Origin of the sequence: Carnobacterium viridans (genome assembly GCF_900102725.1) — a bacterium.
Classification (GTDB): Bacteria; Bacillota; Bacilli; order Lactobacillales; family Carnobacteriaceae; genus Carnobacterium_B; species Carnobacterium_B viridans.
In genome coordinates this window covers 1-24,357 of the sequence record NZ_FNJW01000007.1, presented here as the reverse complement: position 1 = coordinate 24,357, position 24,357 = coordinate 1, and the positions used below count along the sequence as shown (strand labels likewise).

Here is a 24,357-nt window from a genome sequence, read left to right as displayed (position 1 = left end):
TATTTTTTATTTCATCAGGAATATTTTCAGAAAATTTTGAAAGCTCATTTTTTCTTTCAATCACTTTCATTTCCAGTGATTTTATCTCGTCTTCTAAAGCCATTTTTCTCTTAAACTCATTTACATCTTTATAATAATTAGTGCCAACAAATTTTCTTGCAAGGCCACGCTCTTGCAATTTTTCCAGTCAAAGATTGACGCTTCTTTTTCTCGCCAATCTTGAAAAGGACGCACTTTATCCAAAGTTGGATCTTGTTGCGTAATGGCTTTATCAAAAGAAACTTGCTTTTCTAATCCACGTTTTATTAGCCATCAGCAACTGGAACAAAAATTTAAATGCAAATGTGGACTGGCTTCATCGTTATGAATCACTGCGTTATAAACTTTTAACTTTGGATTTCGCAGTTGAAAATCATGATAATATTCCGTCAGAATCGAAACTGCTTCGTCCCGTTTTTCCTCGCTAGTAAAATCATTTTTATCTCCAACTTGAATAATCATTTCTTGCTGTAAAGCAGTCTTTTTCCCTTTTTTTATATGGTCATGATAATTTTTTATTTTCGATCACTGCGTTTTTGATTTTCATTATAATTTTCTAAAGCTTCTCCAAATTCTTCTTTGTAAAATTCTTTTAAATTCTTTTGAGTAAAATCAACATTTCTTTCAGAACGATTGGTATCAATATGAGAATTTTTTTCCATTTCTTTCATTTAATTTTCTGTTATTGTGTTTAATATTTGTCATTCTAGTAGATTTTTTTACCGACACAGACATACCCATATAATCACCTCGCAATCATCATAGCACGTTTGTTACTTTGTCAAAAGTAACGTTTTCTGTGTTATGACACTGGCGCATCAAAACAAAACGCTCTCCGAGGGTGTCTTGCAGACGGCGAAATCCTTGCTTATGCAAGGATTTCCGCCCGAACTATTCCGCCTTTAGGCTTCATAGATCAGTCGAAAAAAAAGCAAAAGAAAAAACCCTCGCCTAATCGGCAAGGGGCTTTTTTTCTTTCTCCAAAATATTTAGTGAAGTCTGCTTTTTCCATGTCATAAATTTTGCAGACTTCACTTTCCAAAAACCTGCTTCAGGAAGTCCCATTGACTTCTTCAGAAATCGAAAAAACTTCAGGCAATTCTAGCAAGCTGCTACCCCAATATTTTTTTCTTGTTTCGTCTTGCTGGAGAGTCCATTAAATCTTTAGTTATGTATTTTGAAACATAATTGGAAATTTTCTTTTTAGAACGGACATTTTGGATATTTGTAAAACCAAATTCCCATTCAGGACAATTTAAAATAGGATATTTCTATACTCTTTACCACTATCAATTAATTTAGGTTCAAAATAACCAGTCATCATATGCCAATGAATCTGCCCACTTTTATGCCTTTCAGGAACTGCTAAATAATTGAATTTGCCGTACTTATCCCGCATTTTACGCAACCATTTTCGCATTTCTTCAAAACGGTAATCATCACTAGCTCCACAAATTTTTGGATCGAATGTCAAAGTCCAAAATTTATCAAAGTGATTATTCTTGGCATAATCACGTAATTTATTTTTAGTTTTATATAAATTCGCTAGTCGAGATTCTTTTAAACGCACTGCTTTTTCTTCGTCAGAAAGGTCAGAATTACCCCCCGAAGAAAATGTTAGTTTTTGGTCGGTTTTTAACCGCCCATTTACGTACTCAATCACAGTGTAAGTACCGTCACTATAGCCTTTTACCTTGTAAGTGTATCTTTTAGGAGCACCTAGTTTTTCGTCGTCGAGTTGCCCGTATGTCAAGTAGACGGGCAGACCACTTTGATTCTTGTCTTGTTCTTTCATCCAAAAAATCTCCTATCGCAGCGAATGAATAAATCCTTTTATTCATCCAAAGCAACAGAAGATTTTATAGTCTAATTTCCTTCACTTCAAAAATTAAGGAAAAGATGATATAATCTGGCTTGAATGAATAACAAGGTCGATTTGTTATTCCAAGACGAGAGTGCGCTAACACTGCTCGTCTATTTTTTCGCACTTTTTTATTTGATAAACGAAGTATAACACTAATGATTTCAAAAACAACAGTACAAGGGGCTTGCCCCTAACCCATAAGCGCAAGGGCGCTTAACCCCTGCCTCTAAAAAGGGTGCAGGGTACAGACACGCATAAATGAGCCCTTTTCGTCGGACAACAAAAGCTAAAACACGTTAGAATGAAAGGCAAGGGTAAATGCACTCTCTGCGTTCGCCCTTGCCTTTCATTCTAACGTGTTTTTTAACGCCTTTGCCGACGAAAAGAACTCATTTAAGCTAAATATCCGTTTAAAGTCTAAAATCGCTTAAAACGCAATTTTTAGCCTTATAAACTATCTACCCATATCACGACCAGAGTTTCGTTGTTTATCTGTTTCAATTTTATCAATCTTTTCAAATTCAGTCTTTTCAGGCTTAAATTGTTGCCATTTACGAGCGTATGAAAACTGCTCTTTAACATTCTCCTTAAATGATTCGAAAAGCTTTCTACCGCTAGATACATCGTTCGTATTTACACTAATAAAATCTCTAGCACCAGAATAAATTAAATGTATTTCGTCTTTTAATTCGGTCACTATAGATTTCAAAGATTTTATTTCTTTTTTATTTTTCTCAATTTCAACTTCATCTTTATCTCCATACAACCAACTTGAAAACTCCATTTGTTCTTTTTCTTCTTCAATTTTCTTTAGTTTTTCTCCCAAAGAATTATTTTCCTCTCTCAAAGAAACATTTTCTTTTACAATATCCGTTTTTAATAAGCGTTTATAGTCTTTACTTACAGAAATCCCATCATTTGCAAAATCCATAATCTTTGTAAAATCTTCAGGTGCAATGACCTGATTTTCTGTATATCGCTTTGTTATTTCAGCTTTACCAAACATTTTTTGCGTTACTTCAGTCACAGCTTCTTTTTTTACTTTTATATTTTTTATTTCATCAGGAATATTTTCAGAAAATTTTGAAAGCTCATTTTTTCTTTCAATCACTTTCATTTCCAGTGATTTTATCTCGTCTTCTAAAGCCATTTTCTCTTTAAACTCATTTACATCTTTATAATAATTAGTGCCAACAAATTTTCTTGCAAGGCCACGCTCTTGCAATTTTCCAGTCAAGATTGACGCTTCTTTTTCTCGCCAATCTTGAAAAGGACGCACTTTATCCAAAGTTGGATCTTGTTGCGTAATGGCTTTATCAAAAGAAACTTGCTTTTCTAATCCACGTTTATAGCCATCAGCAACTGGAACAAAATTTAAATGCAAATGTGGACTGGCTTCATCGTTATGAATCACTGCGTTATAAACTTTTAACTTTGGATTTCGCAGTTGAAAATCATGATAATATTCCGTCAGAATCGAAACTGCTTCGTCCCGTTTTTCCTCGCTAGTAAAATCATTTTTATCTCCAACTTGAATAATCATTTCTTGCTGTAAAGCAGTCTTTTTCCCTTTTTTTATATGGTCATGATAATTTTTTATTTTTCGATCACTGCGTTTTTGATTTTCATTATAATTTTCTAAAGCTTCTCCAAATTCTTCTTTGTAAAATTCTTTTAAATTCTTTTGAGTAAAATCAACATTTCTTTCAGAACGATTGGTATCAATATGAGAATTTTTTTCCATTTCTTTTTCATTTAATTTTCTGTTATTGTGTTTAATATTTGTCATTCTAGTAGATTTTTTTACCGACACAGACATACCCATATAATCACCTCGCAATCATCATAGCACGTTTGTTACTTTGTCAAAAGTAACGTTTTCTGTGTTATGACACTGGCGCATCAAAACAAAACGCTCTCCGAGGGTGTCTTGCAGACGGCGAAATCCTTGCTTATGCAAGGATTTCCGCCCGAACTATTCCGCCTTTAGGCTTCATAGATCAGTCGAAAAAAAAGCAAAAGAAAAAACCCTTCGCCTAATCGGCAAGGGGCTTTTTTCTTTCTCCAAAATATTTAGTGAAGTCTGCTTTTTCCATGTCATAAATTTTGCAGACTTCACTTTCAAAACCTGCTTCAGGAAGTCCATTGACTTCTTCAGAAATCGAAAAAACTTCAGGCAATTCTAGCAAGCTGCTACCCCAATATTTTTTCTTGTTTCGTCTTGCTGGAGAGTCCATTAAATCTTTAGTTATGTATTTTGAAACATAATTGGAAATTTTCTTTTTAGAACGGACATTTTGGATATTTGTAAAACCAAATTCCCATTCAGGACAATTTAAAATAGGGATATTTCTATACTCTTTACCACTATCAATTAATTTAGGTTCAAAATAACCAGTCATCATATGCCAATGAATCTGCCCACTTTTATGCCTTTCAGGAACTGCTAAATAATTGAATTTGCCGTACTTATCCCGCATTTTACGCAACCATTTTCGCATTTCTTCAAAACGGTAATCATCACTAGCTCCACAAATTTTTGGATCGAATGTCAAAGTCCAAAATTTATCAAAGTGATTATTCTTGGCATAATCACGTAATTTATTTTTAGTTTTATATAAATTCGCTAGTCGAGATTCTTTTAAACGCACTGCTTTTTCTTCGTCAGAAAGGTCAGAATTACCCCCCGAAGAAAATGTTAGTTTTTGGTCGGTTTTTAACCGCCCATTTACGTACTCAATCACAGTGTAAGTACCGTCACTATAGCCTTTTACCTTGTAAGTGTATCTTTTAGGAGCACCTAGTTTTTCGTCGTCGAGTTGCCCGTATGTCAAGTAGACGGGCAGACCACTTTGATTCTTGTCTTGTTCTTTCATCCAAAAAATCTCCTATCGCAGCGAATGAATAAATCCTTTTATTCATCCAAAGCAACAGAAGATTTTATAGTCTAATTTCCTTCACTTCAAAAATTAAGGAAAAGATGATATAATCTGGCTTGAATGAATAACAAGGTCGATTTGTTATTCCAAGACGAGAGTGCGCTAACACTGCTCGTCTATTTTTTCGCACTTTTTTATTTGATAAACGAAGTATAACACTAATGATTTCAAAAACAACAGTACAAGGGCTTGCCCCTAACCCCATAAGCGCAAGGGCGCTTAACCCCTGCCTCTAAAAAGGGTGCAGGGTACAGACACGCATAAATGAGCCCTTTTCGTCGGACAACAAAAGCTAAAACACGTTAGAATGAAAGGCAAGGGTAAATGCACTCTCTGCGTTCGCCCTTGCCTTTCATTCTAACGTGTTTTTTAACGCCTTTGCCGACGAAAAGAACTCATTTAAGCTAAATATCCGTTTAAAGTCTAAAATCGCTTAAAACGCAATTTTTAGCCTTATAAACTATCTACCCATATCACGACCAGAGTTTCGTTGTTTATCTGTTTCAATTTTATCAATCTTTTCAAATTCAGTCTTTTCAGGCTTAAATTGTTGCCATTTACGAGCGTATGAAAACTGCTCTTTAACATTCTCCTTAAATGATTCGAAAAGCTTTCTACCGCTAGATACATCGTTCGTATTTACACTAATAAAATCTCTAGCACCAGAATAAATTAAATGTATTTCGTCTTTTAATTCGGTCACTATAGATTTCAAAGATTTTATTTCTTTTTTATTTTTCTCAATTTCAACTTCATCTTTATCTCCATACAACCAACTTGAAAACTCCATTTGTTCTTTTTCTTCTTCAATTTTCTTTAGTTTTTCTCCCAAAGAATTATTTTCCTCTCTCAAAGAAACATTTTCTTTTACAATATCCGTTTTTAATAAGCGTTTATAGTCTTTACTTACAGAAATCCCATCATTTGCAAAATCCATAATCTTTGTAAAATCTTCAGGTGCAATGACCTGATTTTCTGTATATCGCTTTGTTATTTCAGCTTTACCAAACATTTTTTGCGTTACTTCAGTCACAGCTTCTTTTTTTACTTTTATATTTTTTATTTCATCAGGAATATTTTCAGAAAATTTTGAAAGCTCATTTTTTCTTTCAATCACTTTCATTTCCAGTGATTTTATCTCGTCTTCTAAAGCCATTTTCTCTTTAAACTCATTTACATCTTTATAATAATTAGTGCCAACAAATTTTCTTGCAAGGCCACGCTCTTGCAATTTTCCAGTCAAGATTGACGCTTCTTTTTCTCGCCAATCTTGAAAAGGACGCACTTTATCCAAAGTTGGATCTTGTTGCGTAATGGCTTTATCAAAAGAAACTTGCTTTTCTAATCCACGTTTATAGCCATCAGCAACTGGAACAAAATTTAAATGCAAATGTGGACTGGCTTCATCGTTATGAATCACTGCGTTATAAACTTTTAACTTTGGATTTCGCAGTTGAAAATCATGATAATATTCCGTCAGAATCGAAACTGCTTCGTCCCGTTTTTCCTCGCTAGTAAAATCATTTTTATCTCCAACTTGAATAATCATTTCTTGCTGTAAAGCAGTCTTTTTCCCTTTTTTTATATGGTCATGATAATTTTTTATTTTTCGATCACTGCGTTTTTGATTTTCATTATAATTTTCTAAAGCTTCTCCAAATTCTTCTTTGTAAAATTCTTTTAAATTCTTTTGAGTAAAATCAACATTTCTTTCAGAACGATTGGTATCAATATGAGAATTTTTTTCCATTTCTTTTTCATTTAATTTTCTGTTATTGTGTTTAATATTTGTCATTCTAGTAGATTTTTTTACCGACACAGACATACCCATATAATCACCTCGCAATCATCATAGCACGTTTGTTACTTTGTCAAAAGTAACGTTTTCTGTGTTATGACACTGGCGCATCAAAACAAAACGCTCTCCGAGGGTGTCTTGCAGACGGCGAAATCCTTGCTTATGCAAGGATTTCCGCCCGAACTATTCCGCCTTTAGGCTTCATAGATCAGTCGAAAAAAAAGCAAAAGAAAAAACCCTTCGCCTAATCGGCAAGGGGCTTTTTTCTTTCTCCAAAATATTTAGTGAAGTCTGCTTTTTCCATGTCATAAATTTTGCAGACTTCACTTTCAAAACCTGCTTCAGGAAGTCCATTGACTTCTTCAGAAATCGAAAAAACTTCAGGCAATTCTAGCAAGCTGCTACCCCAATATTTTTTCTTGTTTCGTCTTGCTGGAGAGTCCATTAAATCTTTAGTTATGTATTTTGAAACATAATTGGAAATTTTCTTTTTAGAACGGACATTTTGGATATTTGTAAAACCAAATTCCCATTCAGGACAATTTAAAATAGGGATATTTCTATACTCTTTACCACTATCAATTAATTTAGGTTCAAAATAACCAGTCATCATATGCCAATGAATCTGCCCACTTTTATGCCTTTCAGGAACTGCTAAATAATTGAATTTGCCGTACTTATCCCGCATTTTACGCAACCATTTTCGCATTTCTTCAAAACGGTAATCATCACTAGCTCCACAAATTTTTGGATCGAATGTCAAAGTCCAAAATTTATCAAAGTGATTATTCTTGGCATAATCACGTAATTTATTTTTAGTTTTATATAAATTCGCTAGTCGAGATTCTTTTAAACGCACTGCTTTTTCTTCGTCAGAAAGGTCAGAATTACCCCCCGAAGAAAATGTTAGTTTTTGGTCGGTTTTTAACCGCCCATTTACGTACTCAATCACAGTGTAAGTACCGTCACTATAGCCTTTTACCTTGTAAGTGTATCTTTTAGGAGCACCTAGTTTTTCGTCGTCGAGTTGCCCGTATGTCAAGTAGACGGGCAGACCACTTTGATTCTTGTCTTGTTCTTTCATCCAAAAAATCTCCTATCGCAGCGAATGAATAAATCCTTTTATTCATCCAAAGCAACAGAAGATTTTATAGTCTAATTTCCTTCACTTCAAAAATTAAGGAAAAGATGATATAATCTGGCTTGAATGAATAACAAGGTCGATTTGTTATTCCAAGACGAGAGTGCGCTAACACTGCTCGTCTATTTTTTCGCACTTTTTTATTTGATAAACGAAGTATAACACTAATGATTTCAAAAACAACAGTACAAGGGGCTTGCCCCTAACCCCATAAGCGCAAGGGCGCTTAACCCCTGCCTCTAAAAAGGGTGCAGGGTACAGACACGCATAAATGAGCCCTTTTCGTCGGACAACAAAAGCTAAAACACGTTAGAATGAAAGGCAAGGGTAAATGCACTCTCTGCGTTCGCCCTTGCCTTTCATTCTAACGTGTTTTTTAACGCCTTTGCCGACGAAAAGAACTCATTTAAGCTAAATATCCGTTTAAAGTCTAAAATCGCTTAAAACGCAATTTTTAGCCTTATAAACTATCTACCCATATCACGACCAGAGTTTCGTTGTTTATCTGTTTCAATTTTATCAATCTTTTCAAATTCAGTCTTTTCAGGCTTAAATTGTTGCCATTTACGAGCGTATGAAAACTGCTCTTTAACATTCTCCTTAAATGATTCGAAAAGCTTTCTACCGCTAGATACATCGTTCGTATTTACACTAATAAAATCTCTAGCACCAGAATAAATTAAATGTATTTCGTCTTTTAATTCGGTCACTATAGATTTCAAAGATTTTATTTCTTTTTTATTTTTCTCAATTTCAACTTCATCTTTATCTCCATACAACCAACTTGAAAACTCCATTTGTTCTTTTTCTTCTTCAATTTTCTTTAGTTTTTCTCCCAAAGAATTATTTTCCTCTCTCAAAGAAACATTTTCTTTTACAATATCCGTTTTTAATAAGCGTTTATAGTCTTTACTTACAGAAATCCCATCATTTGCAAAATCCATAATCTTTGTAAAATCTTCAGGTGCAATGACCTGATTTTCTGTATATCGCTTTGTTATTTCAGCTTTACCAAACATTTTTTGCGTTACTTCAGTCACAGCTTCTTTTTTTACTTTTATATTTTTTATTTCATCAGGAATATTTTCAGAAAATTTTGAAAGCTCATTTTTTCTTTCAATCACTTTCATTTCCAGTGATTTTATCTCGTCTTCTAAAGCCATTTTCTCTTTAAACTCATTTACATCTTTATAATAATTAGTGCCAACAAATTTTCTTGCAAGGCCACGCTCTTGCAATTTTCCAGTCAAGATTGACGCTTCTTTTTCTCGCCAATCTTGAAAAGGACGCACTTTATCCAAAGTTGGATCTTGTTGCGTAATGGCTTTATCAAAAGAAACTTGCTTTTCTAATCCACGTTTATAGCCATCAGCAACTGGAACAAAATTTAAATGCAAATGTGGACTGGCTTCATCGTTATGAATCACTGCGTTATAAACTTTTAACTTTGGATTTCGCAGTTGAAAATCATGATAATATTCCGTCAGAATCGAAACTGCTTCGTCCCGTTTTTCCTCGCTAGTAAAATCATTTTTATCTCCAACTTGAATAATCATTTCTTGCTGTAAAGCAGTCTTTTTCCCTTTTTTTATATGGTCATGATAATTTTTTATTTTTCGATCACTGCGTTTTTGATTTTCATTATAATTTTCTAAAGCTTCTCCAAATTCTTCTTTGTAAAATTCTTTTAAATTCTTTTGAGTAAAATCAACATTTCTTTCAGAACGATTGGTATCAATATGAGAATTTTTTTCCATTTCTTTTTCATTTAATTTTCTGTTATTGTGTTTAATATTTGTCATTCTAGTAGATTTTTTTACCGACACAGACATACCCATATAATCACCTCGCAATCATCATAGCACGTTTGTTACTTTGTCAAAAGTAACGTTTTCTGTGTTATGACACTGGCGCATCAAAACAAAACGCTCTCCGAGGGTGTCTTGCAGACGGCGAAATCCTTGCTTATGCAAGGATTTCCGCCCGAACTATTCCGCCTTTAGGCTTCATAGATCAGTCGAAAAAAAAGCAAAAGAAAAAACCCTTCGCCTAATCGGCAAGGGGCTTTTTTCTTTCTCCAAAATATTTAGTGAAGTCTGCTTTTTCCATGTCATAAATTTTGCAGACTTCACTTTCAAAACCTGCTTCAGGAAGTCCATTGACTTCTTCAGAAATCGAAAAAACTTCAGGCAATTCTAGCAAGCTGCTACCCCAATATTTTTTCTTGTTTCGTCTTGCTGGAGAGTCCATTAAATCTTTAGTTATGTATTTTGAAACATAATTGGAAATTTTCTTTTTAGAACGGACATTTTGGATATTTGTAAAACCAAATTCCCATTCAGGACAATTTAAAATAGGGATATTTCTATACTCTTTACCACTATCAATTAATTTAGGTTCAAAATAACCAGTCATCATATGCCAATGAATCTGCCCACTTTTATGCCTTTCAGGAACTGCTAAATAATTGAATTTGCCGTACTTATCCCGCATTTTACGCAACCATTTTCGCATTTCTTCAAAACGGTAATCATCACTAGCTCCACAAATTTTTGGATCGAATGTCAAAGTCCAAAATTTATCAAAGTGATTATTCTTGGCATAATCACGTAATTTATTTTTAGTTTTATATAAATTCGCTAGTCGAGATTCTTTTAAACGCACTGCTTTTTCTTCGTCAGAAAGGTCAGAATTACCCCCGAAGAAAATGTTAGTTTTTGGTCGGTTTTTAACCGCCCATTTACGTACTCAATCACAGTGTAAGTACCGTCACTATAGCCTTTTACCTTGTAAGTGTATCTTTTAGGAGCACCTAGTTTTTCGTCGTCGAGTTGCCCGTATGTCAAGTAGACGGGCAGACCACTTTGATTCTTGTCTTGTTCTTTCATCCAAAAAATCTCCTATCGCAGCGAATGAATAAATCCTTTTATTCATCCAAAGCAACAGAAGATTTTATAGTCTAATTTCCTTCACTTCAAAAATTAAGGAAAAGATGATATAATCTGGCTTGAATGAATAACAAGGTCGATTTGTTATTCCAAGACGAGAGTGCGCTAACACTGCTCGTCTATTTTTTCGCACTTTTTTATTTGATAAACGAAGTATAACACTAATGATTTCAAAAACAACAGTACAAGGGGCTTGCCCCTAACCCCATAAGCGCAAGGGCGCTTAACCCCTGCCTCTAAAAAGGGTGCAGGGTACAGACACGCATAAATGAGCCCTTTTCGTCGGACAACAAAAGCTAAAACACGTTAGAATGAAAGGCAAGGGTAAATGCACTCTCTGCGTTCGCCCTTGCCTTTCATTCTAACGTGTTTTTTAACGCCTTTGCCGACGAAAAGAACTCATTTAAGCTAAATATCCGTTTAAAGTCTAAAATCGCTTAAAACGCAATTTTTAGCCTTATAAACTATCTACCCATATCACGACCAGAGTTTCGTTGTTTATCTGTTTCAATTTTATCAATCTTTTCAAATTCAGTCTTTTCAGGCTTAAATTGTTGCCATTTACGAGCGTATGAAAACTGCTCTTTAACATTCTCCTTAAATGATTCGAAAAGCTTTCTACCGCTAGATACATCGTTCGTATTTACACTAATAAAATCTCTAGCACCAGAATAAATTAAATGTATTTCGTCTTTTAATTCGGTCACTATAGATTTCAAAGATTTTATTTCTTTTTTATTTTTCTCAATTTCAACTTCATCTTTATCTCCATACAACCAACTTGAAAACTCCATTTGTTCTTTTTCTTCTTCAATTTTCTTTAGTTTTTCTCCCAAAGAATTATTTTCCTCTCTCAAAGAAACATTTTCTTTTACAATATCCGTTTTTAATAAGCGTTTATAGTCTTTACTTACAGAAATCCCATCATTTGCAAAATCCATAATCTTTGTAAAATCTTCAGGTGCAATGACCTGATTTTCTGTATATCGCTTTGTTATTTCAGCTTTACCAAACATTTTTTGCGTTACTTCAGTCACAGCTTCTTTTTTTACTTTTATATTTTTTATTTCATCAGGAATATTTTCAGAAAATTTTGAAAGCTCATTTTTTCTTTCAATCACTTTCATTTCCAGTGATTTTATCTCGTCTTCTAAAGCCATTTTCTCTTTAAACTCATTTACATCTTTATAATAATTAGTGCCAACAAATTTTCTTGCAAGGCCACGCTCTTGCAATTTTCCAGTCAAGATTGACGCTTCTTTTTCTCGCCAATCTTGAAAAGGACGCACTTTATCCAAAGTTGGATCTTGTTGCGTAATGGCTTTATCAAAAGAAACTTGCTTTTCTAATCCACGTTTATAGCCATCAGCAACTGGAACAAAATTTAAATGCAAATGTGGACTGGCTTCATCGTTATGAATCACTGCGTTATAAACTTTTAACTTTGGATTTCGCAGTTGAAAATCATGATAATATTCCGTCAGAATCGAAACTGCTTCGTCCCGTTTTTCCTCGCTAGTAAAATCATTTTTATCTCCAACTTGAATAATCATTTCTTGCTGTAAAGCAGTCTTTTTCCCTTTTTTTATATGGTCATGATAATTTTTTATTTTTCGATCACTGCGTTTTTGATTTTCATTATAATTTTCTAAAGCTTCTCCAAATTCTTCTTTGTAAAATTCTTTTAAATTCTTTTGAGTAAAATCAACATTTCTTTCAGAACGATTGGTATCAATATGAGAATTTTTTTCCATTTCTTTTTCATTTAATTTTCTGTTATTGTGTTTAATATTTGTCATTCTAGTAGATTTTTTTACCGACACAGACATACCCATATAATCACCTCGCAATCATCATAGCACGTTTGTTACTTTGTCAAAAGTAACGTTTTCTGTGTTATGACACTGGCGCATCAAAACAAAACGCTCTCCGAGGGTGTCTTGCAGACGGCGAAATCCTTGCTTATGCAAGGATTTCCGCCCGAACTATTCCGCCTTTAGGCTTCATAGATCAGTCGAAAAAAAAGCAAAAGAAAAAACCCTTCGCCTAATCGGCAAGGGGCTTTTTTCTTTCTCCAAAATATTTAGTGAAGTCTGCTTTTTCCATGTCATAAATTTTGCAGACTTCACTTTCAAAACCTGCTTCAGGAAGTCCATTGACTTCTTCAGAAATCGAAAAAACTTCAGGCAATTCTAGCAAGCTGCTACCCCAATATTTTTTCTTGTTTCGTCTTGCTGGAGAGTCCATTAAATCTTTAGTTATGTATTTTGAAACATAATTGGAAATTTTCTTTTTAGAACGGACATTTTGGATATTTGTAAAACCAAATTCCCATTCAGGACAATTTAAAATAGGGATATTTCTATACTCTTTACCACTATCAATTAATTTAGGTTCAAAATAACCAGTCATCATATGCCAATGAATCTGCCCACTTTTATGCCTTTCAGGAACTGCTAAATAATTGAATTTGCCGTACTTATCCCGCATTTTACGCAACCATTTTCGCATTTCTTCAAAACGGTAATCATCACTAGCTCCACAAATTTTTGGATCGAATGTCAAAGTCCAAAATTTATCAAAGTGATTATTCTTGGCATAATCACGTAATTTATTTTTAGTTTTATATAAATTCGCTAGTCGAGATTCTTTTAAACGCACTGCTTTTTCTTCGTCAGAAAGGTCAGAATTACCCCCCGAAGAAAATGTTAGTTTTTGGTCGGTTTTTAACCGCCCATTTACGTACTCAATCACAGTGTAAGTACCGTCACTATAGCCTTTTACCTTGTAAGTGTATCTTTTAGGAGCACCTAGTTTTTCGTCGTCGAGTTGCCCGTATGTCAAGTAGACGGGCAGACCACTTTGATTCTTGTCTTGTTCTTTCATCCAAAAAATCTCCTATCGCAGCGAATGAATAAATCCTTTTATTCATCCAAAGCAACAGAAGATTTTATAGTCTAATTTCCTTCACTTCAAAAATTAAGGAAAAGATGATATAATCTGGCTTGAATGAATAACAAGGTCGATTTGTTATTCCAAGACGAGAGTGCGCTAACACTGCTCGTCTATTTTTTCGCACTTTTTTATTTGATAAACGAAGTATAACACTAATGATTTCAAAAACAACAGTACAAGGGGCTTGCCCCTAACCCCATAAGCGCAAGGGCGCTTAACCCCTGCCTCTAAAAAGGGTGCAGGGTACAGACACGCATAAATGAGCCCTTTTCGTCGGACAACAAAAGCTAAAACACGTTAGAATGAAAGGCAAGGGTAAATGCACTCTCTGCGTTCGCCCTTGCCTTTCATTCTAACGTGTTTTTTAACGCCTTTGCCGACGAAAAGAACTCATTTAAGCTAAATATCCGTTTAAAGTCTAAAATCGCTTAAAACGCAATTTTTAGCCTTATAAACTATCTACCCATATCACGACCAGAGTTTCGTTGTTTATCTGTTTCAATTTTATCAATCTTTTCAAATTCAGTCTTTTCAGGCTTAAATTGTTGCCATTTACGAGCGTATGAAAACTGCTCTTTAACATTCTCCTTAAATGATTCGAAAAGCTTTCTACCGCTAGATACATCGTTCGTATTTACACTAATAAAATCTCTAGCACCAGAATAAATTAAATGTATTTCGTCTTTTAATTCGGTCACTATAGATTTCAAAGATTTTATTTCTTTTTTATTTTTCTCAATTTCAACTTCATCTTTATCTCCATACAACCAACTTGAAAACTCCATTTGTTCTTTTTCTTCTTCAATTTTCTTTAGTTTTTCTCCCAAAGAATTATTTTCCTCTCTCAAAGAAACATTTTCTTTTACAATATCCGTTTTTAATAAGCGTTTATAGTCTTTACTTACAGAAATCCCATCATTTGCAAAATCCATAATCTTTGTAAAATCTTCAGGTGCAATGACCTGATTTTCTGTATATCGCTTTGTTATTTCAGCTTTACCAAACATTTTTTGCGTTACTTCAGTCACAGCTTCTTTTTTTACTTTTATATTTTTTATTTCATCAGGAATATTTTCAGAAAATTTTGAAAGCTCATTTTTTCTTTCAATCACTTTCATTTCCAGTGATTTTATCTCGTCTTCTAAAGCCATTTTCTCTTTAAACTCATTTACATCTTTATAATAATTAGTGCCAACAAATTTTCTTGCAAGGCCACGCTCTTGCAATTTTCCAGTCAAGATTGACGCTTCTTTTTCTCGCCAATCTTGAAAAGGACGCACTTTATCCAAAGTTGGATCTTGTTGCGTAATGGCTTTATCAAAAGAAACTTGCTTTTCTAATCCACGTTTATAGCCATCAGCAACTGGAACAAAATTTAAATGCAAATGTGGACTGGCTTCATCGTTATGAATCACTGCGTTATAAACTTTTAACTTTGGATTTCGCAGTTGAAAATCATGATAATATTCCGTCAGAATCGAAACTGCTTCGTCCCGTTTTTCCTCGCTAGTAAAATCATTTTTATCTCCAACTTGAATAATCATTTCTTGCTGTAAAGCAGTCTTTTTCCCTTTTTTTATATGGTCATGATAATTTTTTATTTTTCGATCACTGCGTTTTTGATTTTCATTATAATTTTCTAAAGCTTCTCCAAATTCTTCTTTGTAAAATTCTTTTAAATTCTTTTGAGTAAAATCAACATTTCTTTCAGAACGATTGGTATCAATATGAGAATTTTTTTCCATTTCTTTTTCATTTAATTTTCTGTTATTGTGTTTAATATTTGTCATTCTAGTAGATTTTTTTACCGACACAGACATACCCATATAATCACCTCGCAATCATCATAGCACGTTTGTTACTTTGTCAAAAGTAACGTTTTCTGTGTTATGACACTGGCGCATCAAAACAAAACGCTCTCCGAGGGTGTCTTGCAGACGGCGAAATCCTTGCTTATGCAAGGATTTCCGCCCGAACTATTCCGCCTTTAGGCTTCATAGATCAGTCGAAAAAAAAGCAAAAGAAAAAACCCTTCGCCTAATCGGCAAGGGGCTTTTTTCTTTCTCCAAAATATTTAGTGAAGTCTGCTTTTTCCATGTCATAAATTTTGCAGACTTCACTTTCAAAACCTGCTTCAGGAAGTCCATTGACTTCTTCAGAAATCGAAAAAACTTCAGGCAATTCTAGCAAGCTGCTACCCCAATATTTTTTCTTGTTTCGTCTTGCTGGAGAGTCCATTAAATCTTTAGTTATGTATTTTGAAACATAATTGGAAATTTTCTTTTTAGAACGGACATTTTGGATATTTGTAAAACCAAATTCCCATTCAGGACAATTTAAAATAGGGATATTTCTATACTCTTTACCACTATCAATTAATTTAGGTTCAAAATAACCAGTCATCATATGCCAATGAATCTGCCCACTTTTATGCCTTTCAGGAACTGCTAAATAATTGAATTTGCCGTACTTATCCCGCATTTTACGCAACCATTTTCGCATTTCTTCAAAACGGTAATCATCACTAGCTCCACAAATTTTTGGATCGAATGTCAAAGTCCAAAATTTATCAAAGTGATTATTCTTGGCATAATCACGTAATTTATTTTTAGTTTTATATAAATTCGCTAGTCGAGATTCTTTTAAACGCACTGCTTTTTCTTCGTCAGAAAGGTCAGAATTACCCCCGAAGAAAATGTTAGTTTTTGGTCGGTTTTTAACCGCCCATTTACGTACTCAATCACAGTGTAAGTACCGTCACTATAGCCTTTTACCTTGTAAGTGTATCTTTTAGGAGCACCTAGTTTTTCGTCGTCGAGTTGCCCGTATGTCAAGTAGACGGGCAGACCACTTTGATTCTTGTCTTGTTCTTTCATCCAAAAAATCTCCTATCGCAGCGAATGAATAAATCCTTTTATTCATCCAAAGCAACAGAAGATTTTATAGTCTAATTTCCTTCACTTCAAAAATTAAGGAAAAGATGATATAATCTGGCTTGAATGAATAACAAGGTCGATTTGTTATTCCAAGACGAGAGTGCGCTAACACTGCTCGTCTATTTTTTCGCACTTTTTTATTTGATAAACGAAGTATAACACTAATGATTTCAAAAACAACAGTACAAGGGGCTTGCCCCTAACCCCATAAGCGCAAGGGCGCTTAACCCCTGCCTCTAAAAAGGGTGCAGGGTACAGACACGCATAAATGAGCCCTTTTCGTCGGACAACAAAAGCTAAAACACGTTAGAATGAAAGGCAAGGGTAAATGCACTCTCTGCGTTCGCCCTTGCCTTTCATTCTAACGTGTTTTTTAACGCCTTTGCCGACGAAAAGAACTCATTTAAGCTAAATATCCGTTTAAAGTCTAAAATCGCTTAAAACGCAATTTTTAGCCTTATAAACTATCTACCCATATCACGACCAGAGTTTCGTTGTTTATCTGTTTCAATTTTATCAATCTTTTCAAATTCAGTCTTTTCAGGCTTAAATTGTTGCCATTTACGAGCGTATGAAAACTGCTCTTTAACATTCTCCTTAAATGATTCGAAAAGCTTTCTACCGCTAGATACATCGTTCGTATTTACACTAATAAAATCTCTAGCACCAGAATAAATTAAATGTATTTCGTCTTTTAATTCGGTCACTATAGATTTCAAAGATTTTATTTCTTTTTTATTTTTCTCAATTTCAACTTCATCTTTATCTCCATACAACCAACTTGAAAACTCCATTTGTTCTTTTTCTTCTTCAATTTTCTTTAGTTTTTCTCCCAAAGAATTATTTTCCTCTCTCAAAGAAACATTTTCTTTTACAATATCCGTTTTTAATAAGCGTTTATAGTCTTTACTTACAGAAATCCCATCATTTGCAAAATCCATAATCTTTGTAAAATCTTCAGGTGCAATGACCTGATTTTCTGTATATCGCTTTGTTATTTCAGCTTTACCAAACATTTTTTGCGTTACTTCAGTCACAGCTTCTTTTTTTACTTTTATATTTTTTATTTCATCAGGAATATTTTCAGAAAATTTTGAAAGCTCATTTTTTCTTTCAATCACTTTCATTTCCAGTGATTTTATCTCGTCTTCTAAAGCCATTTTCTCTTTAAACTCATTTACATCTTTATAATAATTAGTGCCAACAAATTTTCTTGCAAGGCCACGCTCTTGCAATTTTCCAGTCAAGATTGACGCTTCTTTTTCTCGCCAATCTTGAAAAGGACGCACTTTATCCAAAGTTGGATCTTGTTGCGTAATGGCTTTATCAAAAGAAACTTGCTTTTCTAATCCACGTTTATAGCCATCAGCAACTGGAACAAAATTTAAATGCAAATGTGGACTGGCTTCATCGTTATGAATCACTGCGTTATAAACTTTTAACTTTGGATTTCGCAGTTGAAAATCATGATAATATTCCGTCAGAATCGAAACTGCTTCGTCCCGTTTTTCCTCGCTAGTAAAATCATTTTTATCTCCAACTTGAATAATCATTTCTTGCTGTAAAGCAGTCTTTTTCCCTTTTTTTATATGGTCATGATAATTTTTTATTTTTCGATCACTGCGTTTTTGATTTTCATTATAATTTTCTAAAGCTTCTCCAAATTCTTCTTTGTAAAATTCTTTTAAATTCTTTTGAGTAAAATCAACATTTCTTTCAGAACGATTGGTATCAATATGAGAATTTTTTTCCATTTCTTTTTCATTTAATTTTCTGTTATTGTGTTTAATATTTGTCATTCTAGTAGATTTTTTTACCGACACAGACATACCCATATAATCACCTCGCAATCATCATAGCACGTTTGTTACTTTGTCAAAAGTAACGTTTTCTGTGTTATGACACTGGCGCATCAAAACAAAACGCTCTCCGAGGGTGTCTTGCAGACGGCGAAATCCTTGCTTATGCAAGGATTTCCGCCCGAACTATTCCGCCTTTAGGCTTCATAGATCAGTCGAAAAAAAAGCAAAAGAAAAAACCCTTCGCCTAATCGGCAAGGGGCTTTTTTCTTTCTCCAAAATATTTAGTGAAGTCTGCTTTTTCCATGTCATAAATTTTGCAGACTTCACTTTCAAAACCTGCTTCAGGAAGTCCATTGACTTCTTCAGAAATCGAAAAAACTTCAGGCAATTCTAGCAAGCTGCTACCCCAATATTTTTTCTTGTTTCGTCTTGCTGGAGAGTCCATTAAATCTTTAGTTATGTATTTTGAAACATAATTGGAAATTTTCTTTTTAGAACGGACATTTTGGATATTTGTAAAACCAAATTCCCATTCAGGACAATTTAAAATAGGGATATTTCTATACTCTTTACCACTATCAATTAATTTAGGTTCAAAATAACCAGTCATCATATGCCAATGAATCTGCCCACTTTTATGCCTTTCAGGAACTGCTAAATAATTGAATTTGCCGTACTTATCCCGCATTTTACGCAACCATTTTCGCATTTCTTCAAAACGGTAATCATCACTAGCTCCACAAATTTTTGGATCGAATGTCAAAGTCCAAAATTTATCAAAGTGATTATTCTTGGCATAATCACGTAATTTATTTTTAGTTTTATATAAATTCGCTAGTCGAGATTCTTTTAAACGCACTGCTTTTTCTTCGTCAGAAAGGTCAGAATTACCCCCGAAGAAAATGTTAGTTTTTGGTCGGTTTTTAACCGCCCATTTACGTACTCAATCACAGTGTAAGTACCGTCACTATAGCCTTTTACCTTGTAAGTGTATCTTTTAGGAGCACCTAGTTTTTCGTCGTCGAGTTGCCCGTATGTCAAGTAGACGGGCAGACCACTTTGATTCTTGTCTTGTTCTTTCATCCAAAAAATCTCCTATCGCAGCGAATGAATAAATCCTTTTATTCATCCAAAGCAACAGAAGATTTTATAGTCTAATTTCCTTCACTTCAAAAATTAAGGAAAAGATGATATAATCTGGCTTGAATGAATAACAAGGTCGATTTGTTATTCCAAGACGAGAGTGCGCTAACACTGCTCGTCTATTTTTTCGCACTTTTTTATTTGATAAACGAAGTATAACACTAATGATTTCAAAAACAACAGTACAAGGGGCTTGCCCCTAACCCCATAAGCGCAAGGGCGCTTAACCCCTGCCTCTAAAAAGGGTGCAGGGTACAGACACGCATAAATGAGCCCTTTTCGTCGGACAACAAAAGCTAAAACACGTTAGAATGAAAGGCAAGGGTAAATGCACTCTCTGCGTTCGCCCTTGCCTTTCATTCTAACGTGTTTTTTAACGCCTTTGCCGACGAAAAGAACTCATTTAAGCTAAATATCCGTTTAAAGTCTAAAATCGCTTAAAACGCAATTTTTAGCCTTATAAACTATCTACCCATATCACGACCAGAGTTTCGTTGTTTATCTGTTTCAATTTTATCAATCTTTTCAAATTCAGTCTTTTCAGGCTTAAATTGTTGCCATTTACGAGCGTATGAAAACTGCTCTTTAACATTCTCCTTAAATGATTCGAAAAGCTTTCTACCGCTAGATACATCGTTCGTATTTACACTAATAAAATCTCTAGCACCAGAATAAATTAAATGTATTTCGTCTTTTAATTCGGTCACTATAGATTTCAAAGATTTTATTTCTTTTTTATTTTTCTCAATTTCAACTTCATCTTTATCTCCATACAACCAACTTGAAAACTCCATTTGTTCTTTTTCTTCTTCAATTTTCTTTAGTTTTTCTCCCAAAGAATTATTTTCCTCTCTCAAAGAAACATTTTCTTTTACAATATCCGTTTTTAATAAGCGTTTATAGTCTTTACTTACAGAAATCCCATCATTTGCAAAATCCATAATCTTTGTAAAATCTTCAGGTGCAATGACCTGATTTTCTGTATATCGCTTTGTTATTTCAGCTTTACCAAACATTTTTTGCGTTACTTCAGTCACAGCTTCTTTTTTTACTTTTATATTTTTTATTTCATCAGGAATATTTTCAGAAAATTTTGAAAGCTCATTTTTTCTTTCAATCACTTTCATTTCCAGTGATTTTATCTCGTCTTCTAAAGCCATTTTCTCTTTAAACTCATTTACATCTTTATAATAATTAGTGCCAACAAATTTTCTTGCAAGGCCACGCTCTTGCAATTTTCCAGTCAAGATTGACGCTTCTTTTTCTCGCCAATCTTGAAAAGGACGCACTTTATCCAAAGTTGGATCTTGTTGCGTAATGGCTTTATCAAAAGAAACTTGCTTTTCTAATCCACGTTTATAGCCATCAGCAACTGGAACAAAATTTAAATGCAAATGTGGACTGGCTTCATCGTTATGAATCACTGCGTTATAAACTTTTAACTTTGGATTTCGCAGTTGAAAATCATGATAATATTCCGTCAGAATCGAAACTGCTTCGTCCCGTTTTTCCTCGCTAGTAAAATCATTTTTATCTCCAACTTGAATAATCATTTCTTGCTGTAAAGCAGTCTTTTTCCCTTTTTTTATATGGTCATGATAATTTTTTATTTTTCGATCACTGCGTTTTTGATTTTCATTATAATTTTCTAAAGCTTCTCCAAATTCTTCTTTGTAAAATTCTTTTAAATTCTTTTGAGTAAAATCAACATTTCTTTCAGAACGATTGGTATCAATATGAGAATTTTTTTCCATTTCTTTTTCATTTAATTTTCTGTTATTGTGTTTAATATTTGTCATTCTAGTAGATTTTTTTACCGACACAGACATACCCATATAATCACCTCGCAATCATCATAGCACGTTTGTTACTTTGTCAAAAGTAACGTTTTCTGTGTTATGACACTGGCGCATCAAAACAAAACGCTCTCCGAGGGTGTCTTGCAGACGGCGAAATCCTTGCTTATGCAAGGATTTCCGCCCGAACTATTCCGCCTTTAGGCTTCATAGATCAGTCGAAAAAAAAGCAAAAGAAAAAACCCTTCGCCTAATCGGCAAGGGGCTTTTTTCTTTCTCCAAAATATTTAGTGAAGTCTGCTTTTTCCATGTCATAAATTTTGCAGACTTCACTTTCAAAACCTGCTTCAGGAAGTCCATTGACTTCTTCAGAAATCGAAAAAACTTCAGGCAATTCTAGCAAGCTGCTACCCCAATATTTTTTCTTGTTTCGTCTTGCTGGAGAGTCCATTAAATCTTTAGTTATGTATTTTGAAACATAATTGGAAATTTTCTTTTTAGAACGGACATTTTGGATATTTGTAAAACCAAATTCCCATTCAGGACAATTTAAAATAGGGATATTTCTATACTCTTTACCACTATCAATTAATTTAGGTTCAAAATAACCAGTCATCATATGCCAATGAATCTGCCCACTTTTATGCCTTTCAGGAACTGCTAAATAATTGAATTTGCCGTACTTATCCCGCATTTTACGCAACCATTTTCGCATTTCTTCAAAACGGTAATCATCACTAGCTCCACAAATTTTTGGATCGAATGTCAAAGTCCAAAATTTATCAAAGTGATTATTCTTGGCATAATCACGTAATTTATTTTTAGTTTTATATAAATTCGCTAGTCGAGATTCTTTTAAACGCACTGCTTTTTCTTCGTCAGAAAGGTCAGAATTACCCCCCGAAGAAAATGTTAGTTTTTGGTCGGTTTTTAACCGCCCATTTACGTACTCAATCACAGTGTAAGTACCGTCACTATAGCCTTTTACCTTGTAAGTGTATCTTTTAGGAGCACCTAGTTTTTCGTCGTCGAGTTGCCCGTATGTCAAGTAGACGGGCAGACCACTTTGATTCTTGTCTTGTTCTTTCATCCAAAAAATCTCCTATCGCAGCGAATGAATAAATCCTTTTATTCATCCAAAGCAACAGAAGATTTTATAGTCTAATTTCCTTCACTTCAAAAATTAAGGAAAAGATGATATAATCTGGCTTGAATGAATAACAAGGTCGATTTGTTATTCCAAGACGAGAGTGCGCTAACACTGCTCGTCTATTTTTTCGCACTTTTTTTATTTGATAAACGAAGTATAACACTAATGATTTCAAAAACAACAGTACAAGGGGCTTGCCCCTAACCCCATAAGCGCAAGGGCGCTTAACCCCTGCCTCTAAAAAGGGTGCAGGGTACAGACACGCATAAATGAGCCCTTTTCGTCGGACAACAAAAGCTAAACACGTTAGAATGAAAGGCAAGGGTAAATGCACTCTCTGCGTTCGCCCTTGCCTTTCATTTCTAACGTGTTTTTTAACGCCTTTGCCGACGAAAAAGAACTCATTTAAGCTAAATATCCGTTTAAAGTCTAAAATCGCTTAAAACGCAATTTTTAGCCTTATAAACTATCTACCCATATCACGACCAGAGTTTCGTTGTTTATCTGTTTCAATTTTATCAATCTTTTTCAAATTCAGTCTTTTCAGGCTTAAATTGTTGCCATTTACGAGCGTATGAAAACTGCTCTTTAACATTCTCCTTAAATGATTCGAAAAGCTTTCTACCGCTAGATACATCGTTTCGTATTTACACTAATAAATCTCTAGCACCAGAATAAATTAAATGTATTTCGTCTTTTAATTCGGTCACTATAGATTTCAAAGATTTTATTTCTTTTTTATTTTTCTCAATTTCAACTTCATCTTTATCTCCATACAACCAACTTTGAAACTCCATTTGTTCTTTTTCTTCTTCAATTTTCTTTAGTTTTTCTCCAAAGAATTATTTTCCTCTCTCAAAAGAAACATTTTCTTTTACAATATCCGTTTTTAATAAGCGTTTATAGTCTTTACTTACAGAAATCCCATCATTTGCAAAATCCATAATCTTTGTAAAATCTTCAGGTGCAATGACCTGATTTTTCTGTATATCGCTTTGTTATTTCAGCTTTACCAAACATTTTTTGCGTTACTTCAGTCACAGCTTCTTTTTTTTACTTTTATATTTTTTTATTTCATCAGGAATATTTTCAGAAAATTTTGAAAGCTCATTTTTTCTTTCAATCACTTTCATTTCCAGTGATTTTATCTCGTCTTCTTAAAGCCATTTTCTCTTTTAAACTCATTTACATCTTTATAATAAATTAGTGCCAACAAATTTTTTGCAAGGCCACGCTCTTGCAATTTTCCAGTCAAGATTGACGCTTCTTTTTCTCGCCAATCTTGAAAAGGACGCACTTTATCCAAAGTTGGATCTTGTTGCGTAATGGCTTTATCAAAAGAAACTTGCTTTTCTAATCCACGTTTATAGCCATCAGCAACTGGAACAAATTTAAATGCAAATGTGGACTGGCTTCATCGTTATGAATCACTGCGTTATAAACTTTTAACTTTGGATTTCGCAGTTGAAAATCATGATAATATTCCGTCAGAATCGAAACTGCTTCGTCCCGTTTTCCTCGCTAGTAAAATCATTTTTATCTCCAACTTGAATAATCATTTCTTGCTGTAAAGCAGTCTTTTTCCCTTTTTTTATATGGTCATGATAATTTTTTATTTTTCGATCACTGCGTTTTTGATTTTCATTATAATTTTCTAAAGCTTCTCCAAATTCTTCTTTGTAAAATTCTTTTAAATTCTTTTGAGTAAAATCAACATTTCTTTCAGAACGATTGGTATCAATATGAGAATTTTTTTCCATTTCTTTTTCATTTAATTTTCTGTTATTGTGTTTAAATATTTGTTCTTTAGTAGATTTTTTTACCGACACAGACATACCCATATAAT

At 33.9% G+C, this 24,357-nt stretch carries 23 protein-coding genes and 1 pseudogene; all 24 read right to left on the bottom strand.

The genetic code is table 11. The features are described 5' to 3' along the window. Positions 1-120: 120 nt before the first annotated feature. On the bottom strand, positions 121-243 hold the full coding sequence (locus BLT48_RS14545) for a hypothetical protein (protein WP_280513122.1): 123 nt from the start codon (positions 241-243) through the stop codon (positions 121-123). Between the two features lie 69 nt (positions 244-312). After that, on the bottom strand, positions 313-501 hold the full coding sequence (locus tag BLT48_RS14540) for a plasmid recombination protein (RefSeq protein WP_244885791.1): 189 nt from the start codon (positions 499-501) through the stop codon (positions 313-315). Between the two features lie 53 nt (positions 502-554). After that, entirely contained in the window at positions 555-710 is a 156-nt protein-coding gene (locus tag BLT48_RS14535; RefSeq protein ID WP_244885790.1) for a hypothetical protein, read from the bottom strand. A 584-nt stretch (positions 711-1,294) separates the two neighbouring features. Next, positions 1,295-1,834, bottom strand: coding sequence for a rolling circle replication-associated protein (locus tag BLT48_RS14530; protein WP_089974647.1), 540 nt, complete (start codon positions 1,832-1,834; stop codon positions 1,295-1,297). A 523-nt stretch (positions 1,835-2,357) separates the two neighbouring features. Further along, the gene (locus BLT48_RS14525) at positions 2,358-3,692 is read right to left on the bottom strand and encodes a plasmid recombination protein (RefSeq protein WP_176944044.1); all 1,335 of its coding nucleotides are present in this window, start codon (positions 3,690-3,692) and stop codon (positions 2,358-2,360) included. 247 nt (positions 3,693-3,939) lie between these two features. Then, positions 3,940-4,779 carry a rolling circle replication-associated protein gene (locus tag BLT48_RS14520; RefSeq protein ID WP_089974638.1) on the bottom strand — a complete coding sequence of 280 codons (840 nt, stop codon included), beginning with the start codon at positions 4,777-4,779 and terminating at the stop codon, positions 3,940-3,942. 523 nt (positions 4,780-5,302) lie between these two features. Next, entirely contained in the window at positions 5,303-6,637 is a 1,335-nt protein-coding gene (locus BLT48_RS14515; RefSeq protein WP_176944044.1) for a plasmid recombination protein, read from the bottom strand. A 247-nt stretch (positions 6,638-6,884) separates the two neighbouring features. Then, positions 6,885-7,724, bottom strand: a complete 840-nt coding sequence (locus BLT48_RS14510; RefSeq protein WP_089974638.1) for a rolling circle replication-associated protein — start codon at positions 7,722-7,724, stop codon at positions 6,885-6,887. Between the two features lie 524 nt (positions 7,725-8,248). Then, on the bottom strand, positions 8,249-9,583 hold the full coding sequence (locus BLT48_RS14505; RefSeq protein ID WP_176944044.1) for a plasmid recombination protein: 1,335 nt from the start codon (positions 9,581-9,583) through the stop codon (positions 8,249-8,251). A 247-nt stretch (positions 9,584-9,830) separates the two neighbouring features. Continuing rightward, on the bottom strand, positions 9,831-10,445 hold the full coding sequence (locus BLT48_RS14500) for a rolling circle replication-associated protein (RefSeq protein WP_089974644.1): 615 nt from the start codon (positions 10,443-10,445) through the stop codon (positions 9,831-9,833). Further along, on the bottom strand, positions 10,436-10,669 hold the full coding sequence (locus BLT48_RS14495) for a hypothetical protein (protein WP_089974642.1): 234 nt from the start codon (positions 10,667-10,669) through the stop codon (positions 10,436-10,438). The genes BLT48_RS14500 and BLT48_RS14495 overlap by 10 nt, the downstream gene beginning before the upstream one ends. A 524-nt stretch (positions 10,670-11,193) precedes the next feature. Beyond that, the gene (locus BLT48_RS14490) at positions 11,194-12,528 is read right to left on the bottom strand and encodes a plasmid recombination protein (RefSeq protein ID WP_176944044.1); all 1,335 of its coding nucleotides are present in this window, start codon (positions 12,526-12,528) and stop codon (positions 11,194-11,196) included. 247 nt (positions 12,529-12,775) lie between these two features. Beyond that, a complete protein-coding gene (locus BLT48_RS14485; protein WP_089974638.1) occupies positions 12,776-13,615 on the bottom strand; it encodes a rolling circle replication-associated protein in 840 nt (279 codons plus the stop codon). A 524-nt stretch (positions 13,616-14,139) separates the two neighbouring features. Continuing rightward, a complete protein-coding gene (locus tag BLT48_RS14480; protein ID WP_176944044.1) occupies positions 14,140-15,474 on the bottom strand; it encodes a plasmid recombination protein in 1,335 nt (444 codons plus the stop codon). A gap of 247 nt (positions 15,475-15,721) precedes the next feature. Next, positions 15,722-16,336 (bottom strand): rolling circle replication-associated protein, encoded by a 615-nt coding sequence (locus BLT48_RS14475; protein WP_089974644.1) that lies wholly within the window; start codon positions 16,334-16,336, stop codon positions 15,722-15,724. Further along, on the bottom strand, positions 16,327-16,560 hold the full coding sequence (locus tag BLT48_RS14470) for a hypothetical protein (protein WP_089974642.1): 234 nt from the start codon (positions 16,558-16,560) through the stop codon (positions 16,327-16,329). The genes BLT48_RS14475 and BLT48_RS14470 overlap by 10 nt, the downstream gene beginning before the upstream one ends. A gap of 524 nt (positions 16,561-17,084) precedes the next feature. Then, positions 17,085-18,419 carry a plasmid recombination protein gene (locus BLT48_RS14465; RefSeq protein ID WP_176944044.1) on the bottom strand — a complete coding sequence of 445 codons (1,335 nt, stop codon included), beginning with the start codon at positions 18,417-18,419 and terminating at the stop codon, positions 17,085-17,087. Between the two features lie 247 nt (positions 18,420-18,666). Continuing rightward, a complete protein-coding gene (locus tag BLT48_RS14460) occupies positions 18,667-19,281 on the bottom strand; it encodes a rolling circle replication-associated protein (protein WP_089974644.1) in 615 nt (204 codons plus the stop codon). Further along, positions 19,272-19,505 carry a hypothetical protein gene (locus BLT48_RS14455; RefSeq protein ID WP_089974642.1) on the bottom strand — a complete coding sequence of 78 codons (234 nt, stop codon included), beginning with the start codon at positions 19,503-19,505 and terminating at the stop codon, positions 19,272-19,274. Before BLT48_RS14455 ends, BLT48_RS14460 begins: the two co-directional genes overlap by 10 nt. A 524-nt stretch (positions 19,506-20,029) precedes the next feature. Further along, the gene (locus BLT48_RS14450; RefSeq protein ID WP_176944044.1) at positions 20,030-21,364 is read right to left on the bottom strand and encodes a plasmid recombination protein; all 1,335 of its coding nucleotides are present in this window, start codon (positions 21,362-21,364) and stop codon (positions 20,030-20,032) included. A gap of 247 nt (positions 21,365-21,611) precedes the next feature. After that, positions 21,612-22,451, bottom strand: coding sequence for a rolling circle replication-associated protein (locus BLT48_RS14445; protein ID WP_089974638.1), 840 nt, complete (start codon positions 22,449-22,451; stop codon positions 21,612-21,614). Between the two features lie 707 nt (positions 22,452-23,158). Next, positions 23,159-23,308, bottom strand: a complete 150-nt coding sequence (locus BLT48_RS14440) for a hypothetical protein (RefSeq protein WP_176944043.1) — start codon at positions 23,306-23,308, stop codon at positions 23,159-23,161. Positions 23,309-23,655: 347 nt separating this feature from the next. Next, entirely contained in the window at positions 23,656-23,817 is a 162-nt protein-coding gene (locus tag BLT48_RS14435) for a hypothetical protein (RefSeq protein WP_176944042.1), read from the bottom strand. Between the two features lie 8 nt (positions 23,818-23,825). Then, a pseudogene (locus BLT48_RS14430) lies at positions 23,826-24,271 on the bottom strand (plasmid recombination protein); the annotation flags it as partial. Positions 24,272-24,357 lie beyond the last annotated feature (86 nt).